The organism is Catellatospora sp. KI3 (assembly GCF_029948125.1).
Taxonomy (GTDB): Bacteria; Actinomycetota; Actinomycetes; order Mycobacteriales; family Micromonosporaceae; genus Catellatospora.
The window spans coordinates 62,219-80,052 of record NZ_JASAMB010000005.1 but is presented as its reverse complement, the minus strand read 5'-3'; the positions used below and the strand labels follow the sequence as shown (position 1 = coordinate 80,052).

Annotated in this window: 15 protein-coding genes; 3 read left to right on the top strand and 12 right to left on the bottom strand. The window is 73.3% G+C overall.

What is annotated here, in order from left to right; genetic code table 11:
• Positions 1-17 precede the first annotated feature (17 nt).
• From QEZ54_RS10650 to QEZ54_RS10630, 5 genes are all read right to left on the bottom strand, one after another.
• Positions 18-1,538 carry a phospholipid carrier-dependent glycosyltransferase gene (locus QEZ54_RS10650; protein WP_281304591.1) on the bottom strand — a complete coding sequence of 507 codons (1,521 nt, stop codon included), beginning with the start codon at positions 1,536-1,538 and terminating at the stop codon, positions 18-20.
• A 110-nt stretch (positions 1,539-1,648) separates the two neighbouring features.
• Positions 1,649-2,197, bottom strand: a complete 549-nt coding sequence (locus QEZ54_RS10645) for a MauE/DoxX family redox-associated membrane protein (protein ID WP_281304370.1) — start codon at positions 2,195-2,197, stop codon at positions 1,649-1,651.
• Between the two features lie 15 nt (positions 2,198-2,212).
• Positions 2,213-2,647 carry a S26 family signal peptidase gene (locus QEZ54_RS10640; RefSeq protein WP_281304369.1) on the bottom strand — a complete coding sequence of 145 codons (435 nt, stop codon included), beginning with the start codon at positions 2,645-2,647 and terminating at the stop codon, positions 2,213-2,215.
• Positions 2,644-4,473: an ABC transporter ATP-binding protein gene (locus tag QEZ54_RS10635; RefSeq protein WP_281304368.1), complete on the bottom strand. Its 1,830-nt coding sequence runs from the start codon at positions 4,471-4,473 to the stop codon at positions 2,644-2,646. The genes QEZ54_RS10640 and QEZ54_RS10635 overlap by 4 nt, the downstream gene beginning before the upstream one ends.
• A complete protein-coding gene (locus QEZ54_RS10630; RefSeq protein ID WP_281304367.1) occupies positions 4,473-5,033 on the bottom strand; it encodes a redoxin domain-containing protein in 561 nt (186 codons plus the stop codon). The genes QEZ54_RS10635 and QEZ54_RS10630 overlap by 1 nt, the downstream gene beginning before the upstream one ends.
• 245 nt (positions 5,034-5,278) lie before the next feature.
• On the opposite strand from QEZ54_RS10630, the gene QEZ54_RS10625 reads away from it, so the two are divergent.
• Complete coding sequence (locus QEZ54_RS10625) at positions 5,279-5,482, top strand: hypothetical protein (RefSeq protein ID WP_281304366.1); 204 nt, start codon at positions 5,279-5,281, stop codon at positions 5,480-5,482.
• 23 nt (positions 5,483-5,505) lie between these two features.
• Here QEZ54_RS10625 and QEZ54_RS10620 read toward each other — a convergent pair whose 3' ends face one another.
• The gene (locus QEZ54_RS10620; RefSeq protein WP_281304365.1) at positions 5,506-7,149 is read right to left on the bottom strand and encodes a BTAD domain-containing putative transcriptional regulator; all 1,644 of its coding nucleotides are present in this window, start codon (positions 7,147-7,149) and stop codon (positions 5,506-5,508) included.
• Between the two features lie 225 nt (positions 7,150-7,374).
• On the bottom strand, positions 7,375-8,700 hold the full coding sequence (locus QEZ54_RS10615; protein WP_281304364.1) for a ThuA domain-containing protein: 1,326 nt from the start codon (positions 8,698-8,700) through the stop codon (positions 7,375-7,377).
• A 901-nt stretch (positions 8,701-9,601) separates the two neighbouring features.
• Here QEZ54_RS10615 and QEZ54_RS10610 point away from each other — a divergent pair.
• Complete coding sequence (locus tag QEZ54_RS10610; RefSeq protein ID WP_281304590.1) at positions 9,602-10,120, top strand: pyridoxamine 5'-phosphate oxidase family protein; 519 nt, start codon at positions 9,602-9,604, stop codon at positions 10,118-10,120.
• Between the two features lie 190 nt (positions 10,121-10,310).
• Here the strand turns inward: QEZ54_RS10610 and QEZ54_RS10605 are convergent, their stop codons facing one another.
• Together QEZ54_RS10605 and QEZ54_RS10600 are read right to left on the bottom strand one after the other, a co-directional pair.
• The gene (locus tag QEZ54_RS10605) at positions 10,311-11,216 is read right to left on the bottom strand and encodes a hypothetical protein (RefSeq protein ID WP_281304363.1); all 906 of its coding nucleotides are present in this window, start codon (positions 11,214-11,216) and stop codon (positions 10,311-10,313) included.
• A gap of 272 nt (positions 11,217-11,488) precedes the next feature.
• Positions 11,489-12,700 carry an ROK family transcriptional regulator gene (locus tag QEZ54_RS10600; RefSeq protein WP_281304362.1) on the bottom strand — a complete coding sequence of 404 codons (1,212 nt, stop codon included), beginning with the start codon at positions 12,698-12,700 and terminating at the stop codon, positions 11,489-11,491.
• 135 nt (positions 12,701-12,835) lie between these two features.
• Here QEZ54_RS10600 and xylA point away from each other — a divergent pair, with 135 nt between their 5' ends.
• Positions 12,836-13,981 carry a xylose isomerase gene (gene xylA / locus QEZ54_RS10595; protein ID WP_281304361.1) on the top strand — a complete coding sequence of 382 codons (1,146 nt, stop codon included), beginning with the start codon at positions 12,836-12,838 and terminating at the stop codon, positions 13,979-13,981.
• A 156-nt stretch (positions 13,982-14,137) separates the two neighbouring features.
• Here the strand turns inward: xylA and QEZ54_RS10590 are convergent, their stop codons facing one another.
• The 3 genes from QEZ54_RS10590 to QEZ54_RS10580 are packed head-to-tail and all read right to left on the bottom strand — an operon-like array spanning position 14,138 to position 17,649.
• Positions 14,138-14,731, bottom strand: a complete 594-nt coding sequence (locus QEZ54_RS10590; RefSeq protein ID WP_281304360.1) for a DUF1349 domain-containing protein — start codon at positions 14,729-14,731, stop codon at positions 14,138-14,140.
• Positions 14,732-14,766: 35 nt separating this feature from the next.
• Positions 14,767-15,186, bottom strand: coding sequence for a roadblock/LC7 domain-containing protein (locus tag QEZ54_RS10585; protein ID WP_348650533.1), 420 nt, complete (start codon positions 15,184-15,186; stop codon positions 14,767-14,769).
• Positions 15,187-15,225: 39 nt separating this feature from the next.
• Positions 15,226-17,649, bottom strand: a complete 2,424-nt coding sequence (locus QEZ54_RS10580) for a nitrate- and nitrite sensing domain-containing protein (RefSeq protein WP_281304358.1) — start codon at positions 17,647-17,649, stop codon at positions 15,226-15,228.
• Between the last annotated feature and the right edge of the window lie 185 nt (positions 17,650-17,834).

Here is a 17,834-nt window from a genome sequence, read left to right as displayed (position 1 = left end):
TCACCGCGTTTACCGGCTCAGTCCTTGCCCCACAGGTCACCGAGCAGCATGTGGCGCGACCAGTCCTCGAACGGGATGGACTGCCCGACGTAGAGCGGATGGAACCAGGTGAAGGCGAGCACGACCAGCACCACGTACGTCCCGGCGACGATCGCGCCGATCATGACCCGGTCCTCGTCCCGGGGCCGCCCCGGCGGCGCCGTCATGATCGAGCCGAGCACGAACACCACCGCCAGGATCAGGAACGGCAGCGCGGGCAGGGCGTAGAAGCTGAACATGGTGCGGTCCGGGTACGCGAACCAGGGCAGCAGCGCCGCGCCGACCATGGCCAGCACCGCGGCGGCACGCCAGTCGCGGCGGGCGACGCCGAACCAGACCGCCGCGAGCAGCGCGGGGATGAAGCTCCACCACAGCACGGGGGTACCCAGCATCAGCACGTACGCCATGCAGCTGGGCGCGCCGCAGGCGAGGTCGCCGGTGCGGTAGAACAGCACCGGCCGGCCCTGCAGCAGCCACTGGATCGGACCCCAGCCGTGCGCCGACTGGTACGCGTGCGGGGTCTGCAGTCCGCTGTGGAACCCGTACGCCTGCTGGTGGTAGTACCACAGGTTGCGCAGCGCGCCCCAGACCGGCGGCTCGGGCTGGCCGCTGTCGCGCAGCCAGTGCCGGTAGAAGCCGCCGTCGGTGAGCAGCCAGCCGCTCCACGAGGCCAGGTAGACGCCGAGCACGATCGGCACGCAGGCCAGCAGCCAGCCGGTCTCGTCGAGGATGGCGTCGCGGACCGGGTGGCGCACCCCGGCCGTGCGCCGGGCGCCGACCTCCCACCACAGGATCAGCAGGACCAGCACCGGCAGGAACGCCAGCGCGCTCCACTTCACGGCCAGCGCGCAGCCCATCAGGACGGCGGCGGCCAGCCGCCACCACGGCACGGCGCGCGGCGGGCGGCTCGACCGGCCCGATCCGGCGGGGTTGCCGCCGCCGTCGAGGAACGCCGCCCAGCGGCGGCGCCTGGCGTCGCGGTCCAGCACCACCGCGCCGAACGCGGCCAGCACGAAGAACATCAGGTAGATGTCGAGCAGCGCGGTGCGCGACAGCACGAAGTGCATGCCGTCGAAGGCCAGCAGCAGCCCGGCCGCGACCGCCAGCACCGTGGACCCGAACAGGCGCTGGGCGATGCGGACGAGCATGAGCACGGACGCGGTGCCGAAGATCGCGGCGGTGAACCGCCAGCCGGTCTCGTTGTACCCGAACAGCTGCTCACCGAGCCCGATGATCCACTTTCCGAGCGGCGGGTGGACGACGTAGCCGGGGCCGTTCTCCGCCTCGTTCCACTCGAAGCCCTTCTCCCACAGCCAGTGCGCGTCCGTGGCGTAGTAGGTCTCGTCGAAGATCTTGCCGGGCGGCTGGGCCAGGTTGCTCAGCCGCAGCACGCCCGCGATCAGGGTGACCGCGAGCGCGGCGTACCACGCGTAGGGGTCCAGCACCCGGTCCAGCGGCGCGAGTCTGCGCCGGGCGGCTTCCCGCAGGTGGGCATGCATGGGCGCGGGGCGGGTCCGCACCTGCCGGGGCACCGTCGGCGTCTGGGTCACGCTGGGCATCGTAGTTCGGGCGAGGGCCCGCCGGGCACCCGTGGACGTCCGCGCTGCCGTCAACGACGTACCGGTGCCCCCTTGCGGGCGGGCGCGAACAGGTCGGCGAGGTCCTCGAACCGGATCACCAGCAGCGCGCAGAGCGCACCCACCGCGGTACCGGCCAGCCACTGGACCGGCGACTGCGGTCGCGTACCGGCGGCCGCCGCGGCCAGCCCGGCCAGCGCCGGCACCGCCAGCAGCAGGTCGCGGACGAGGTGGCGGCGGCTGAGCCGGCTGTCGGCGACGCCGAAGCAGTTGCAGACGGCCTGCACTCCGCGCCGCAGCACCCGCCCGATCCCGACCGCGAAGGCGGCGGTGAGCGCCAGCGCCAGCGCGAACCCCCAGACCGCGGTCGCCGGCACGGCGACCAGCGCGGCCGCCGCCAGTTCCGCCGCGACCACGGTCGCGGCCAGCACCCGGTACACCGGCGCGGGCACGGTCAGGAACGGGTGCAGCGACCGGGTGAACGCACCGAGGTCGCGCAGCTTGGCCACGGCGGCGACCAGGAACACCAGCCCCGTCGCGACCCGGCTCGCGGCGTCCACGGCGCCCAGCAGCTCAGTCATTGTCGCCTCCACAGCTCAGCGGCCGCCTCGGGGCAGCCGTCCCATCACGATGCCGACCACGGTCGCCGAGTCGACCCAGCCGAGCGTGCGCGAGTCACCGCCGTGCGGGTTGTCGGCCCGCAGCACGATCCGCCTTGCCGGGATCCGCTGCTCGGCGACGCCGGCCAGGGCCGGGTACTCCGCGCGCGGCACCGGGTCGCCCGGCAGCGCGGCGGCCCGCTTGATCACCCACTGCGAGACCGTGCCGCGCCCGAACGGGTTGTCCAGCACCACCACGTCGCCGCGGCGCACCCGGCCCGGCCGGACCCGGCGCACCAGCACCCGGTCCCCCTCGGCGTACGTCGGCTCCATGCTCGTCCCCTCGACGGTCACCGCGATCAGGCGCGCCCGCGCGTACCAGGCCGCCAGCAGCGGCAGCAGCACCAGCGCCACGGCGGACAGCGCGATCACGGCACCTCCACCGGCTGCTGGTAGCCGCTGGCCTGGAGCCGGAACAGCCTGGCGTAGACCCCGCCCGCGGCCAGCAGCTCGTCGTGGCCGCCCCGCTCGGCGACGCGGCCGCCGTCGAGCACCGCGATCACGTCGGCGTCGCGGACCGCGTTGAGGCGGTGCGAGATCAGCAGGCTGGTCTGCCCCTGCCGGTACGCCAGCACGCGGGTGTGCACGTCGTGCTCGGCCTCCGGGTCCAGGCCCGAGCTGGGCTCGTCCAGAACCATCAGATCCGGCACGGTACGCAGGAACGCCCGCGCCAGCGCCAGCCGCTGCCATTGGCCGCCGGACAGGTTCACCCCGGTGCTCGGGTCGTCGCGGTCGGCGTTGGAGGTGAAGGTACGGGTCAGCATGGTGTCGTAGCCGTCGGGCAGCGCCGCCAGCACCGGCGCGATCCCGGCCCGGCCCGCCGCGTCGCGCAGCGCGGCCCGGTCGGCGAAGACGGCCAGGTCCCCGAGGCCGATGTTGTCGGCGGCGCTCAGCTCGTAGTGCACGTGGTCCTGGAACACGCCGCTGAGCCGGGCGCGCAGCGACGCCGGGTCGAGTTCGCGCAGGTCGACGCCGTCCCACAGGATCGCGCCGCGGGTCGGGTCGTACAGCCGGCACAGCAGTTTGACCAGGGTGCTCTTACCGCTGCCGTTGCGGCCGACCAGGGCCAGCGCGGTGCCCGCCGGAATGGCCAGGTCGACGCCGCGCAGCACCCACGGATGGTCCTCGCCGTACCGGAACCACACGTCGCGCAGCTCGATGCCGTGCCGCAGCGGCGGCGCCGGGCGCTCGCCCACCGGCAGCTCCGGACCGGCGTCCAGTACGGCCGCCAGGTGCGCCAGCCCGGCCAGCCGCAGCTGGAGGGCGGCGGCGCCCTGGGCCAGCCCGGCCGTGGCCGCCTGCGCTCCGGCCACGGCGGCGACGAACATCGCCACGTCGCCCAGGCTCAGCTCGCCGCGCCCGGCCGCGAGCACCGCCCACACCAGCCCGGCCCCGGACGTCACCGCCCCGGCCAGGCCCAGCGCACCCTGCACCGACGCGTCGCGCAGGTCCAGGCGGCGGCGGCCGTCGTCGGCGGCGGCGCGCTCGGCCAGCATCCGGCCGCGCAGGAAGCCGCCGAGTCCGAACATCCGGATCTCCTTGGCGGCGTCCGGGTCGCCGAGCAGGGCCTGGTAGAACAGCTCGCGGCGGTCGTGCGGCGTCATCCGTCCGATCAGGTCGGCGCGGCGCCGCGCCAGCCGTGCCTCCGCCAGCACGGTCGGCGCCGCCGCGGCCACCACCACCGCCGTCGCGACGGGGCTGACCGCCCACAGCGCCGCGACGAACCCCAGCAGTGTGAGCCCGCTCGCGACCAGCGTGGACACATCGGACACGGTCTGGCCCGCCGCGTACGACGCCTGCCGCGCCTGCATGATCCGGTCGGCCGTGCGCGGCGACTCGAACGGGGCCAGCCCCACGAAGCGGTCCAGCGCCGTGTACAGGTCGGCCACCCCCGTGCGGGCGACCCGCCGACCGAGTTCGGCGCCCTGGTAGCGCAGCACCTGCTGCCCCACCACGAGCAGGAACCCGGTCAGCGCGAGCAGGCCCGCGTACCGGACGATCACCGCGACCGGCGCCGCCGCGGCGACCTCGTCGAAGACCGCCCTGGTCAGGCTGGCGGCCGCCACCGGCAGCAGCGCGACCACGGCGGTCACCAGCAGGTAGGACGCGGCCAGGCCCGGCGCCGCCCGCCGGATCAGCCCGGCCGACAGCGCCAGCGCGCGTCGCGTCGGGACGGGCGGCAGCGGAGCGGGCGGCATCAGACCGCGGCGGGCAGGCGCAGCACGGGCACGGTCAACCGGATCGCGTCGACGTCGAACCCGCTCGCCGAGACCTTCCGGTCGCCGTCGACCACGAACGTCGACGGGTAGATCTTATTACGGAAGGCCTTGGTCACGGCGCCGTCGACCTGCTCCTCGACCACCACCCGGGCGACCGGCTCCAGCCGCGCCCGCAGCTCGGCGGTCTCCTCCTCGGTGCCGTAGACCACGGCCAGCACCCGCTCGCGCGGCAGCTGCGCGGCGTACGGCACGAACTTGTCGGCCACGTCGTGGCAGGGCGGGCACGTGGCCGACAGCATCGCGACGACGGTGTCGGGCATCAGGTCCACCCGCGACACCGTCTCGCCGGTGGTGGCGACCGCGGTGAAGTCGAGCACCGGCTCGCCCGGCTTGGCCCGGATCTCCAGCTCCGTGCCGCTCTCCAGCAGCTCCAGCGTCGCGGTGTGCTCGCGCAGCCGGCGGATCACCCCGAAGGTCAGCAGCAGGTTCAGCAGCGCGATCAGGCCGAAGACCACGACCGCGGCGACGACGTACGCCATGACATCTCCTCGTGTTGCGCAGCAGCGACGGGCGAACGCTAGGCGGCGGCGGTACACCCGCCGAGCGGTGCGCGTACACGGGCGGCACATTCAGCGCACGACGCCGCAGCCTGCGCGGGAACCCCGAGGTGTGCCGATCCTCGAACCCCCGCGGTGTGCGCGCGGTGGGCGGGGACGGTAGGCCGCGCCCATAGCGTGGCGGCGCACGGCCCACCCGGGCCGCGCCCTACCTTTCTGGAGGACACATGCGCCAACTCGGCATGCTCGCCGACCGGCTCGTGAGCCGGTTCGTGCCGCAGGCCACGGCCTCGGCATGCATCAAGACCGGGCAGCCCTGCTCGAACCTGGGCAGCGTCACCTGCGCGGGCTGCGCGCCCAAGAACTTCTGCGGGTGCTACACCATGCCGGGCGGACCGGCGTGGTACTGCTCGGTCAACAACTGCCCGTAGCAGACCCGCTCACCTGACGACCGCTAAGGACGCCCGGCGTCCACGGCGTGCGGCGGCGTGAGACGTGCCGGCCCCGGCGGATCCGCCGGGTCCACGGAGCCGGCACCGGTCAGCAGGCCCGCCGGGACGCGCAGGTCGCCGCAGACCAGCACGTCGCTCTGGGCGCACTCCTCCAGCAGCTGGCGGGCCAGCTCCACCGGCGCGCGGTACGGCGTCAGCGCCAGCCGCGCCGCCACGAACCGCAGCGCCAGCGGCAGCCCGCCGCACAGCTCCACCAGCGGCCGCCCGATCGACGCCGCCGCCAGCCCGGCCAGCTCCGCGACCAGCCGCCCGGCCGGTCCGGGCGCCAACACCCCGAGCTCGAGGTGCGCGGTGCAGTCCAGCGCGGTGAGCTTGCTGGCGCTGGTGACCAGCACCGCGCTCTGGCTGGCGGGCGCGAGCAGCGGGCGGACCTGCGCCTCATCCTCGGCGTTGTCGAGTACGACGAGCAGCCGCCGGTCCGCGGCGACCGACCGGAACCGCGCCGCCGCCTCGTCCACGCCCGCCGGCACGCGCGTGTCGCGCACCCCCAGCGCGCGCAGCAGCCGACCCAGCACCGTGATCGTGTCGGCACCCCCGGCCCGCAGGTCCACGTACAGCTGGCCGTCGGGGAAGCGGGCCGCCAGGCGGGCCGCCGCGTGCAGGACCAGCGCCGACTTGCCCGCGCCCGGCCGCCCGTGCACCGCCACCACGGTCGGGCTGCCGCCCGGCGCCGGGCGGGCCAGTCCGGCCAGCACGTCCTCGACCACCTCGGCCAGTTCCCGGTCCCGGCCGACGAAGACGGGAGCGGCGACCGGCAGCTCCCGGGGCACCTCACGGGTCCGCTGCGACTCGACCACCAGCGCCGGCCGCGGCGCGGGGAACCGCGTCGGCGCCGTGCCGCCCAGGACCGGATCGCGCGACAGGATCGCCTTGTGCAGCCGCACCAGCTCCGGCCCCGGGTCCACGCCCAGGTCCTCGACGCAGATCTCGTGCGCCCGCCGGTATGCCGCGAGCGCGCCGCCGACGTCCCCGGTGTGGTACAGCGACAGCATGAGCTGGCACCACAGCCGTTCGCGCAGCGGGTGGCCAGAGGTCAGCCGCCGCAGCTCCGGCACCAGGTCGGCATGCTCGCCGAGCTGCTGGCGGGCCCCGATCCACTCCTCGGTGACGGCCAGCCGCTGCTCCTCCAGCGCGGCCAGCCGCTGGTCCAGGTACGGCGAGCGGACGAGGTCCTCGCCGGCCGACCCGAGCCACAGCGCCAGCGCCCGCGCGAACGCCTGCGCCGCGCGGGCGGGCTGCCCGGCCGCGAGCTCGGCGTAGCCGGTGGCCGACAGCTCGGTGAAGGTGTCGGTGTCGAGTTCGTCGTCGTCGAGGGTCAGCACATAGCCGGGGCTGCGGCTGGTGATGCGGGGCCCGCGCCGGTCGGTCAGCACCGAGCGCAGCCCCGAGGCGTAGGTCCGCATGTTCGAGGTGGCGGAGCTGGGCGGGTCGCCGTCCCACAGCGCCTCGGTGAGGCGGGCGGTGGAGACCACCCGGCCCCGGTCGAGCAGCAGGGCCGCCAGCAGCGCACGCTGCTTGCCCGGCCCCAGCGGCAACTCTTCGTCGTCGCGGCGCACCACGACCGGTCCAAGCAGCTGAAACCTCACGCGTACTCCCCGTCGGCACCCGTTTTCCAAGCCGATGCGGCGCTCGCGTCCGTCACACCAAGCACCCTGGCATCAGACATCAGACAAGGTTTAATAGAGATTTTGCAGTCTGGTCGCAAAAATCTACCAAACACTTGCATGCTTGCGCACCGTCCACAAACGATCGGGCAGGTCGGCGGGCACGAAGAGGCCCGGACACCCCAGGGTGCCCGGGCCGGGGCTGGATCAGGGCTGCTGCACCAGCCGGAACGACTGGGCACCGGTGCCGTTGCAGGCGTACTGCACCAGCTGGACGCTGTTGGCGGTCGAGGCCGCCGGCACGTCCAGGCACTTGCCGCTGTTGCGGTTGACGAAGTGGTAGTAGCCGCCGCCCTCGGCCACCGGCAGCCACTGCTGGTTGTTGCCGCCGCCGTACGCCCACAGCTGGATCGGCGCGTTGTCGGCCGTGGACACGTTGGTCACGTCCCACGACTGGGCCGCGTTCAGCCGGATGTCGACGTGCGCGTAGCCGCCGCTGGACGGGGTGAACCGGAACGACTGCGCGTTGGTGCTGTTGCAGGTGTACTGCTGGATCGCCGTCCCGTTGGCCGAGGCGGCACCGCGCGCGTCCACGCACTTGCCGTTGCCCTTGTTCACCACGCTGTACCAGGCGGTCGGCGAGATCGGGCCGGGCGACGCCGACGCCGACGGCGACGGGTTGCCGCTCGGGCTGGGGCCGGTGGTGACCCCGCCCAGCCACAGCAGGCCGTCGATCAGCCAGCGGTTCTGCACCTCACTGGCGAAGGTCGACGACAGCCGGGTGTTCGTGTCGTAGTTCATCGCGTTGTGGCCGAAGTTCGCGTACAGCATCCGGTAGTTGCGGTTCGTCCACATGATCGGGTAGTAGCCGCTGTACCAGGACTGGTTCGGATCGGTGCCGACCGGGAAGCTGGACGGGTCGATCGAGGCCAGGATGTCGATGGCCGGATTGGTGCGCAGGTCGCGCTGCCAGGAGTACCACTCGCTGACGGCCGAGGTGAACGTCGCGGGCAGCCGCAGCGTCGACGGGTGCGCCCGGTCCTCGGTCTTCAGCGTGACGCTGGTCGGGCCCCAGGTGTTGGAGACGAACGCGCCCGTGCCCAGGAACGTGTTGTAGTACCAGCTCCACGAGTTCGGGTCGGTGTTGAACGCGGTGACATGGAAGCCCATCCAGGCCCCGCCGTTGCCCATGTACGTCTGGAACGCGGCCCGCTGCGCGGTCGGCGGCGCGTCGTCCAGGAACATGATCACCTTGTACTGGGCCAGGTTGCCGGTGTTGAGCAGGCTCCAGTCGGTGGTCGCCTCCCACGAGAAGTTGTACTGCGCCGCGATCTGGGGGAACCAGACCCTGGCCTCCTTGTCGAAGTCGATGTGGGCGGCGTCCCAGGTGCCGTTGTAGAAGGCGAGCACCTTGAACGCCGGGGCGGCCTGCGCTGTTCCCGGGGTTACCGCGAACGCGGCCGCGACGGCGGCGCAGCAGGCGACGAGTGCGGCCAGCCACCGTTTCATGGCAGGGCGCAGCGATGTGAGCATGGATCCCTCCGAATTCCGCCCATGACGACGGAACGGGTTCTGCCCCATCCAGACCACCTGGAGAACCGCTCAGCAAACATTCTTAACAGCAAATCCGTAGATTGCAAGACTGGTTAACAATTCCTCGCGCCAGCCGACCAGAGCGGGCGCCGCCGAAGATTGAGAGCCGCAGACCGTGGGCCCAGAGCCTGGCCGCAGACCGTGAACCGAGAGCCGGGCCGTGGACCGTGGACCGAGAGCCGGGCCGTGGACCGTGGACCGAGAGCCGGGCCGTGGACCGTGGACCGTGGACCGTGGACCGAGAGCCGGGCCGTGGGCCGTGGCCGTGGGCCTGGCTGTGGGCCGTGGACCGAGAGCCTGACCGTGGACCGTGGCCGTGGGCCTGGCTGTGGGCCGTGGGCGTGGGCGTGGGCGTGGCCGTGGGCGTGGGCGTGGCCGTGGGCGTGGGCGTGGCCGTGGGCGTGGGCGTGGCCGAAACCGAGGGCCTGCCCGAGGGCTGGTGCCCAGGGCCGCGCCGGCGCCGAGGGGGCGAAGATCGTCGTCGCAGGTCACTTCCTCCGGTGGCAGCGGCGTTGATCGGTACCTGCGGTCGCTTCTTCGGCTGCACATCTAGCTTTCGGCCGCAGACGGCGATCACCGGCTTAAATGCGCCCGAAGATCACGACCTCGGGCCACTGCGCTGGGTCAGACCACCCACTGAACTCCCCTTTCCGACCACAGAAGCCGATCACCCAGCACGCGCACGGCCAGGAGATCCGCTTCCGGCCGTTTCAGCGGCAGAAGCCGGGGCCGCCACGGAGGCTAGGCGGTCAAGGCGGCGGCCCGTCTGCTCCCCGAGCGCGGCCACGCCGCCGCGCGGGCCGGACACGGGCCGGTGCCGGATCTCGTGCGAGACTCGATCATGCCCGTGACCAACCCCTGGCTGGCCGGACCCACCCCGACCCGCCGCCTGCCCCGCGCCCGGCTCGAGGAGCGCATCCTCAACCTGCTCTCCTCGCAGAACATGTGCGTACTGGCCACAAGCGGACCCGACGGACCGCTCGCCACCCCCGTGCGCTACTACCACCTCGACTTCACGGTCATGTTCACCGCACTGGCGACCTCGCCGAAGATGCGCAACCTCGCCACCGACCCGCGCATCTCGGTGGGCGTGTTCGCACCACTGGTCGGCCAGGCCAGCAGCCGGGGCGCCCAGTTGTTCGGCCGGGCGCGGCTACTGACCGAGTCAGACACCGACTTCGCGCACAACTGGCCCGCCTTCCGCTGGCAGTCCGATCACGTGGAGCGGTCCCGGCCACTCGACGAGCCCCCCACCGGACCACTGGTCGTGATCGAAGCCGAGCGCATCGTCTACACCGAGCACTGGCTGCGCCGCGACGGCTACGCCCCGCGCCAGTTCTGGCGCCGCCACCCCGCCTGAACTCCCCCGCACCGCACTTAGCAGTGACGCTGGCCTATCTAGAAGACGACTCGCCCGAAATCGTCTCCCAGATAGGCCAGCGTCCATGTAAAGCGGGGCGTGGAGTGCAGCCCAGCGGGTGCCGGGTCAGCGGGACTCCGGCTCAGCCGGGTGCCAGCTCAGCGGGACCCCGGCTCAACCGGATGCCGGCTCAGCGGGTCGGCTCAGCGGGGGCCGGCTCGGCCGGGAGGGGCTGCGTCGGTACGCGGCGGCGGCCCAGCGCCACTGAGATCGGGATCGCCGCCGCCAGCCCGCTGAGCAGCAGCGCCGCCACCGCGCCGAGGATGGCCGGATCGTCACCGAACGCGATGCCGACCGCGGCCAGGATCGGCCCCGCGTTGCGTACCGCCGCGACCCCGCCCATGGTCGTGCGCCGCACCTTCGACCCGGTGGCCAGCAGGGTGCCCACCCCGTACGCGCCCGCCCCGAACAGGAATCCGGCCAGCAGCGTACGCGAGCCCAGCAGGTTCACCACGTCCTGCCAGTTGCCCAGCAGCATCCCGATCAGCACGATCAGGAACGTCACGTTGGAGACCTTGACGGCATTCGGGTGCCAGGCCAGCGCGGTCTCCGGTCCGTAGTGGCGCATCAGCAGCCCGATCGCGAACGGCACCAGCTGCAGCAGCGCGACCGTACGCACCAGCACGCCGACATCCAGCGAGATGCCGCCCCCGACATCGGAGGCGCGCAGGATCGCGTTGGCCGTGAACCCGAACGTGATACTGCCCAGCGCCGCGAGTACCACCTGCGTCGCGGCGCCGGTGGTGACGTCGCCGCGCTGCACCATGCCGAGCTTCGCCCCGAACGGGCCGCCCGGCGACGACGCCGCCAGCACCAGCGCGATGAACGGGGCGGTGGCCAGCCCGAACAGTACGGCGAGCCCCCAGCCGAGCAGCGGCACGACGACCAGGTTCGCCAGCAGGGTGAGCCCGAGCAGCGGCAGGTTCGTCAGCGCGGCCCGCAGCGCGGGCAGGGTCGCGCCGAGGCCGGCCGCGAACATCGTGGTCGAGATGAACACGACGGTGACCGCGTTGAACAGCAACTTCAGCGTGTCCAATGGCTCGCTCCGACCCTCGCGCGGCCGCGGCCTCCCGACACCGCACCCGTCCCGCCGATTATGCGGTACAAAACGGGCAAATAACCGGGGAACGCCCCACCGCCCCCGGCATGATCCGGAATCGTGGACGCTGGATGCTGCTATGGCGACATCCAGCGTCCACGATCGCGGATCATCGCGCCGACCCGCACGAGAGGCGACCGCGCGCGAGAGGGCGACCGCACGCGAGGCGGCGGCGCGATGAGGCGGCGGCGCGAGCCGGCCGGGTCGGCTCAGTGCAGCAGCAGCGCCGGGTTGGCGTGGACGCGCTCGATCACCGATCCGGCCGCGCCGAGCACCGCCGCGTCGCCGGCCAGCGGCGACACCACGACCGCGGGCACCGCGCCGTAGAGCGCGCCGGCCGACAGCGCCGCCTCGACCTCGGGCCGCACCCAGGGGGCCAGCGGCGAGAAGATGCCACCTAGCACGACCGTGTCCGGGTCGAGCACCTTCACCGCCGCCGCCAGCGCGGCGCCCAGCGACCGTCCGGCCGCCAGGACCGCCTCCAGCGCCCGCCGGTCGCCGGACTCCAGCAGCCCGACCAGCGCCGAGATCGACTCGCGCGGCCCGGCCGCCGACCCGGCGGTGACGCCGGTCAGCCCGGCCGCCGCCAGGATCGCCTCCTGCCCGGCGACGCGCTCCAGGCAGCCGCGCCCGCCGCACGGGCACGGCGGTCCGCCGGGTGCGACCGCGACGTGGCCGAGTTCGCCCGCGAACCCGCGCGCGCCCCGGAACACCTGGCCGCCGACGATGATGCCCGCGCCGATGCCGATCTCGCCGGAGACGTGCAGGTAGTCGCCCAGGGTCCGGCCCGCGCCGAACCACAGCTCCCCGAGCGCGGCCAGGTTGGCCTCGTTGTCGTGCTCGGCGGCCAGGCGCAGCGTCGGCAGCCCTTCGCCGAGCAGCCCGGCCATCGGCACGTTCGACCAGCCCAGGTTGGGTGCGTGCAGCGCGTCGGCGCGGTCGAAGACGCCGGGCAGCGCCACCGACGCCCCGACCACGTCCAGCCCCTGCGCGGCGGCCGAGGCGACGGCCTGCTCGGCCAGGCGGGCCAGCGCGGTGACGATCCGCTCCGGCTGCTGGTCGCGGTTGTCGGCCGCGACCAGATGGCGGTACCGCACCCGCCGCCCCAGGTCCAGTACGCACGCGGCCAGGTAGTCGACGTTCACCTCCAGGCCCAGCCCGGCGGCGCGGTCGCGGTTGACGGCCACCGCCACGCCGGGCCGGCCGCGCTCGCCCTCGTGCACCAGCTCGCCGTCGCGGACCAGGCCCGCCTCGGCCAGCACGGCGACCAGGTTCGACACGGTGGTCTTGGTGAAGCCGGTGAGCGCGGCCAGCCTGGCCCGGGTGACCGGCTCGTGCGCGAAGACCTCGCCGAGCAGCATGGCGAGGTTGCGTTCGCGCATCGTGCCGGGCCGCATGGGTCCGCCGCCGCTATTCGTCATGACACAAGACTAATGGGTACGACCGGCGCGCCGGATCCGGGCGACCGGCTTGGCTTTTGCTGTCCCAGGTGCTTTCATGGTTTCGTCAAGGCAGTTGACGAAACGCAGTTGATGAAGACGTCGAGGAGAACTCAGGTGAGTCTTACTCCCACCCCGGCCGACCGGTTCAGCTTCGGGCTGTGGACGGTCGGCTGGCAGGCACGCGACCCCTTCGGTGACGCCACCCGCGCCCCGCTCGACCCGGTGGAGACGGTCCACAAGCTGGCCGAGCTCGGCGCCTGGGGCGTGACGTTCCACGACGACGACCTGCTGGCCGTCGAGCCCGACCGCGACAAGGCGGTCGCCGCGTTCCGCAAGGCCCTGGACGCCACCGGCATGGTCGTGCCGATGGCCACCACGAACCTGTTCACCCACCCGGTGTTCAAGGACGGCGCGTTCACCTCCAACGACCGCGACATCCGGCGCTACGCGCTGCGCAAGGTGATGCGCAACCTCGACCTGGCCGCCGAGCTGGGCGCGAGCACGTACGTGTTCTGGGGCGGCCGCGAGGGCGCCGAGACCGACGCGGCCAAGGACGTGCGGGTCGCGCTGGACCGCTTCCGCGAGGGTCTGGACTACCTCGCCGGCTACGTGAAGGACCGCGGCTACGACATCCGGTTCGCGCTGGAGCCCAAGCCCAACGAGCCGCGCGGCGACATCCTGCTGCCGACCATCGGCCACGCGCTGGGCTTCATCTCCACGCTGGAGCACCACGAGATGGTCGGCCTCAACCCCGAGGTCGGGCACGAGCAGATGGCGGGCATGAACTTCGTGCACGGCATCGCGCAGGCGCTGTGGCAGGGCAAGCTGTTCCACATCGACCTCAACGGCCAGCACGGCCCGAAGTACGACCAGGACCTGGTCTTCGGCCACGGCGACGTGAAGAGCGCGTTCTTCCTGGTCGACCTGCTGGAGCACGGCGGCTACGAGGGCCCGCGCCACTTCGACTACAAGCCGACCCGCACCGAGGACGCAGCCGACGTGTGGGAGTCGGCGGCGGCCAACATGCGCACGTACCTGCTGCTCAAGGAGCGGGCCAAGGCGTTCCGGGCCGACCCGGACGTGCAGGAGGCGATCCGGGCCTCCCGCGTCGACGAGCTCGCCGTGCCGACGGTGGCGCCGGGCGAGTCGTACGAGTCGCTGCGCGGCGAGGCGTTCGACCTCGACGCGGCCGCGGCGCGCGGCTACCACTACACCCGCCTCGACCAGCTCGCCATCGAGCACCTGATGGGCGCTCGCTGACCGCGGCGCGAGACAGGCGCGGCACGTTCCGGGGGCAGCCGGAACGTGCCGCGTTCTCGTCGTCAGCACCCGTCGAAGCCGCCAGCGCCGGTCGAAGCCGCCGGCACAGGCCGAAGGCGCCAGCGACGGTCGAGCAGGCAGCGCCCTTCGAAGGCGTCAGCGGCCGTCGAACAGGTGCGCCAGCCGGGTCGGGGCCAGCGTCACCTGGTCGAAGTGGACCGCGCAGCCGGTGCCGACCGGTGACTGCGCGACCAGTCCCACCCGCACCGGCCCGGTCTCGCCGAGCGCGAACTGCCGCACCAGCTGCCACGTCTGCCCGTCGGCACCGGCGTGGAAGGCGTAGCCGCCGTCCAGCGCGCTGATCCGCAGCCACAGCCCGTCGCCGCCGAGCGGCCAGCCGACCGCGTCGTCGGACCGGCCGTCCCGGGTGACCACGGAGAAGACCGCAGGCCGCCCGTCGGTGCCCTGCTCGTAGGTGAGCTTGGCCCAGCAGCCCGCATCGGACCACACCAGCAGTCCGCCGGCGTCCCAGTCACCACCGAAGCCGACCCGAACCCGCGCTGCCAGCTGCCACTGCGCCCCCGCCGCGCCGGTCAGGGCCCGGGCGGCACTGCCCTTGACCACGTCCCCGAACGGGCTGGCGAAGATGTCGGTCTGCCCCGCGGCGTACACCCCCAGCACGCCGTCGGCCTCCGACCACGACTCCGGCTCGACGTCCCAGCTCAAGCCCAACTCATCCATGATGCCCATGGCGGGCGATGATGTCAGACCCGGCTGGGCCGCGGCTACACCGGCTGCGGCAGCGTCTGCTGCAGCTCCGCGCGCACCGCCGGGGTCAGCGCGTCGCCCGCCTGCTTGCTGAGCTTGGCCATCTCGTAGCCGACCACCCCCACGTCCGCCGAGCCCGCCGCCAGGGTGGCCAGGCTGGACCCGTCCCGGATCGGCATGACCAGCAGGAAGCCCCGGCCCATCTCCACGACCGCCTGGCGCACGGCGTCCCCCTCGAAGATGTGCGCCGCGGTCTTGGTGACGCTGACCAGGCTGGAGGTCACCGCGGCCAGCTGGTCGGCGCTGTCGCGCGGCAGCCGGTCCGACGCCGCCACGAGCAGCCCGTCGGCGGAGACCACGACAGTGTGCACCACGCCCGCCACGCGCTCGGTGAATCCGTTGATCAGCCAGTTGAAGTCACGAGCAGCAGTGCTGATCGCCATCGCTTACCTTCCTCAATTTCGCACCTTGTGGAGCTATCCGGCCGGCGGCGCGGACACGGCCTCGGCCAGCGTCGCCTCCAGTGCCTCGTCCTCGGCTTCGGCGCGGCGGATGCCGCCCGCCAGACGGGTCAGGGTGTCGCCCAGCGTGTCCGGATCGACCTCGTCGGCCAGCGGCGCGGGCTTGACCGCGGCCGGGGCGCCGGAGCGGACCCGGATCGGCAGCCCGGCCTCGGTCAGCGCGGTCACCTGCGGCGCCGGCGTCAGCACGGTGCTCGTTGCGGTCGGCGCGGGGGCGTCCCGCGACCACCACACGCTCGCCGCCGGGTCGGGCTCGGCCGCGACCTCGCCGCGCGGCTGCGCCTGCCGCGGGACCTGCACCAGGCGGTGCCCGTCGGGCACCCGCTCGGCGGGCACCGCGACCGGCTCGGCGGCCGCGGCCCGCGCCGGTTCCGGGCGCCGGGGTGCCGGCTCGTCGGCCGGGTCGGGCGCGGGCACCAGCAGGCTCGCGGGCAGGGTCACGCGTACGGTGACGCCGCGGCCGGTGGAGTGCAGGCCGACGCCGATGCCGTGGCGGCGGGCCAGGTGCCCGACGACGACCAGGCCCATCCGCTCGGCGGCCGAGCTGTCGATGCCCACCGGGGTGCCCAGCTGCTCGTTCGCCTCCGCCAGGGCGAAGGCGGTCATGCCGATGCCGTCGTCGGTGATGATCAGCTCGGCGGTGCCGTCGGGGCGGGCGTGGCCGTGCACCTCGACCCGGGTGTCCGGCGGCGAGAACGACAGACCGTTGTCGAGCAGCTCCGCCACCAGGTTGATCACGTCGGCGACGGCATGGCCGACGAGGTGCACCCGGTCGGCGATCTCGTGGTCGACGCGCTCGTAGTGCTCGACCTCGCCCGCCGCGGCCAGCACGATCTCGTTGAGGTCGCGGGGGCGGCTCCAGTGCCGGGCGGTGTCGCCGCCCGCGAGCACCAGCAGGTTCTCGTCGTTGCGGCGCAGGCGCGCGGCGAGGTGGTCGAGCCGGAACAGGTTGCCCAGCTTGTCCGGGTCGACCTCGGCGTGCTCCATGTCGTCGAGCAGCTGCAGCTGCCGGTCGACCAGGCTCTGGCTGCGCAGCGCGAGCTTGATGAAGATCTCGTTGACGTTGCGGCGCATCGCGGCCTGCTCGGTGGCCAGCCGCACCGCGCTGCGGTGCACGGCGGTGAACGCGTCGGCCACCTCGGCGACCTCGTCGCGCGACCCCACCCGGATCGGATCGACCCGGATCGGCGCGGACGCGCTCGTGGAGGCGCGCAGCTGCTCGATCACGCGCGGCAGCCGCACCTCGGCCACGACCAGGGCCTGCTCCCGCAGCGACCGCAGCGTGAAGGCCATGTTCCGGCCGATCACGACGGACAGCATCAGCGCCGCCAGCAGCAGGCCGATGGCGGTGAGCGACCGGATCAGGGTGGTGCGCCACAGGTCGCCGCTGGCGCCGCCGACGGCGGCGACCGCGTCGTCGACCAGGATCTGCTCCACGGTACGCAGCAGCTGCAGCTCGGTCGTGCTGGCCATCCACCACTGCTGGGCGTCGACGCCGCGCTCGGCGGCCGCGCCCTCCTCCGCGATCAGCTGCTCCAGCCGGTCGGCGTTGCGCACGGCCTGGCCGGCGACGGTGTCGTCGAAGCGGGCGACCTGTGCGGGCACCGCGTCGGCCCGGAACCGCGCCAGCGCGGCGGTACGCTGGGCGCGCAGGTCGGCGATGCGGCTGTCCCAGCCGTTCTCGGTCGGCGTGCCGTAGCTGCGGCACAGCAGGTAGAGCTGGCCGCGGATCTGGGCGGCGAGCTCCTTGGCCCGGGCCAGGTCGGTGAAGCCGCGCACCTGCCGCCCGAGTTCGGCGTCGCCGCCGGGGTCGCCCGCGGGCAGCAGCGCCTGCAGGTCGGCGATGGTGCTGCTGTACAGGTCGAACACCGCCTGCGTACGCAGCCAGCCCTGCGTGACGCCCTCGCGCACCCGGGCCAGGTCGGTCAGCCGCACGTCGGCCCGCGCGAACACCTCGGCCAGCGCCTCGTCGCTGCCCAGCAGCGGCCGGGTCCGGGCCCGCAGCTGCTGCACCGCCCGGTCGACGGCGGTCCACTCCGGGGCGAGGCTGCCCACGTCGCGCTGCTGCGATCGGCGCGCCGACAGCGCGGCGAGCATGCCGACGGTGCGGTCGCGCTCGCGCTGCAGCTCGTGCACCAGCCCGGTCACCTCGACCCCCAGCTTGACCTGCTGGGAGAAGCCGTTGAGGCCGGACGCGGCGCGCACCGAGTCGGTGATCTGGACGCCGGTGACCACGAGGAAGCCCAGCAGCGGCACGGTGAGCACCGCGGCGAGCTTGGTCGGCACCCGCCAGTGCGGCGTACGCAGGGGGGAGGGTCGCCGATGGACGCCGCCCGCCCGCCAGCTGGGGGGCCGTTCGCCGGGCTCGTCGGCCGTCATCGGCGTCACCACTTCCATCTTGCAATCTGTCCTAACCGGAGCGACCCGGTCGTCGGGTCATATCTAACCGGCAGCACGAATGTTGCAGCAAGTCTCTCCGGCGGATCAACTTACCGAATCGAATACTTCCGACGCAGGGGCTTGAAACTCTCGATCGAGCACGAAAAGATACCCCGGTCCGTGCG

Bases quoted from the DNA above. Each gene is read 5' to 3' on its own strand.
- QEZ54_RS10600 (WP_281304362.1), bottom strand. From the start codon at position 12,700: ATGACGAATAGCGGCGGCGGACCCATGCGGCCCGGCACGATGCGCGAA.
- QEZ54_RS10625 (WP_281304366.1), top strand. From the start codon at position 5,279: ATGCGCCAACTCGGCATGCTCGCCGACCGGCTCGTGAGCCGGTTCGTG.
- QEZ54_RS10645 (WP_281304370.1), bottom strand. From the start codon at position 2,197: ATGACTGAGCTGCTGGGCGCCGTGGACGCCGCGAGCCGGGTCGCGACG.
- QEZ54_RS10650 (WP_281304591.1), bottom strand. From the start codon at position 1,538: ATGCATGCCCACCTGCGGGAAGCCGCCCGGCGCAGACTCGCGCCGCTG.
- QEZ54_RS10630 (WP_281304367.1), bottom strand. From the start codon at position 5,033: ATGGCGTACGTCGTCGCCGCGGTCGTGGTCTTCGGCCTGATCGCGCTG.
- QEZ54_RS10580 (WP_281304358.1), bottom strand. From the start codon at position 17,649: ATGACGGCCGACGAGCCCGGCGAACGGCCCCCCAGCTGGCGGGCGGGC.
- QEZ54_RS10615 (WP_281304364.1), bottom strand. From the start codon at position 8,700: ATGCTCACATCGCTGCGCCCTGCCATGAAACGGTGGCTGGCCGCACTC.
- QEZ54_RS10590 (WP_281304360.1), bottom strand. From the start codon at position 14,731: ATGGGCATCATGGATGAGTTGGGCTTGAGCTGGGACGTCGAGCCGGAG.
- QEZ54_RS10610 (WP_281304590.1), top strand. From the start codon at position 9,602: ATGCCCGTGACCAACCCCTGGCTGGCCGGACCCACCCCGACCCGCCGC.
- QEZ54_RS10635 (WP_281304368.1), bottom strand. From the start codon at position 4,473: ATGCCGCCCGCTCCGCTGCCGCCCGTCCCGACGCGACGCGCGCTGGCG.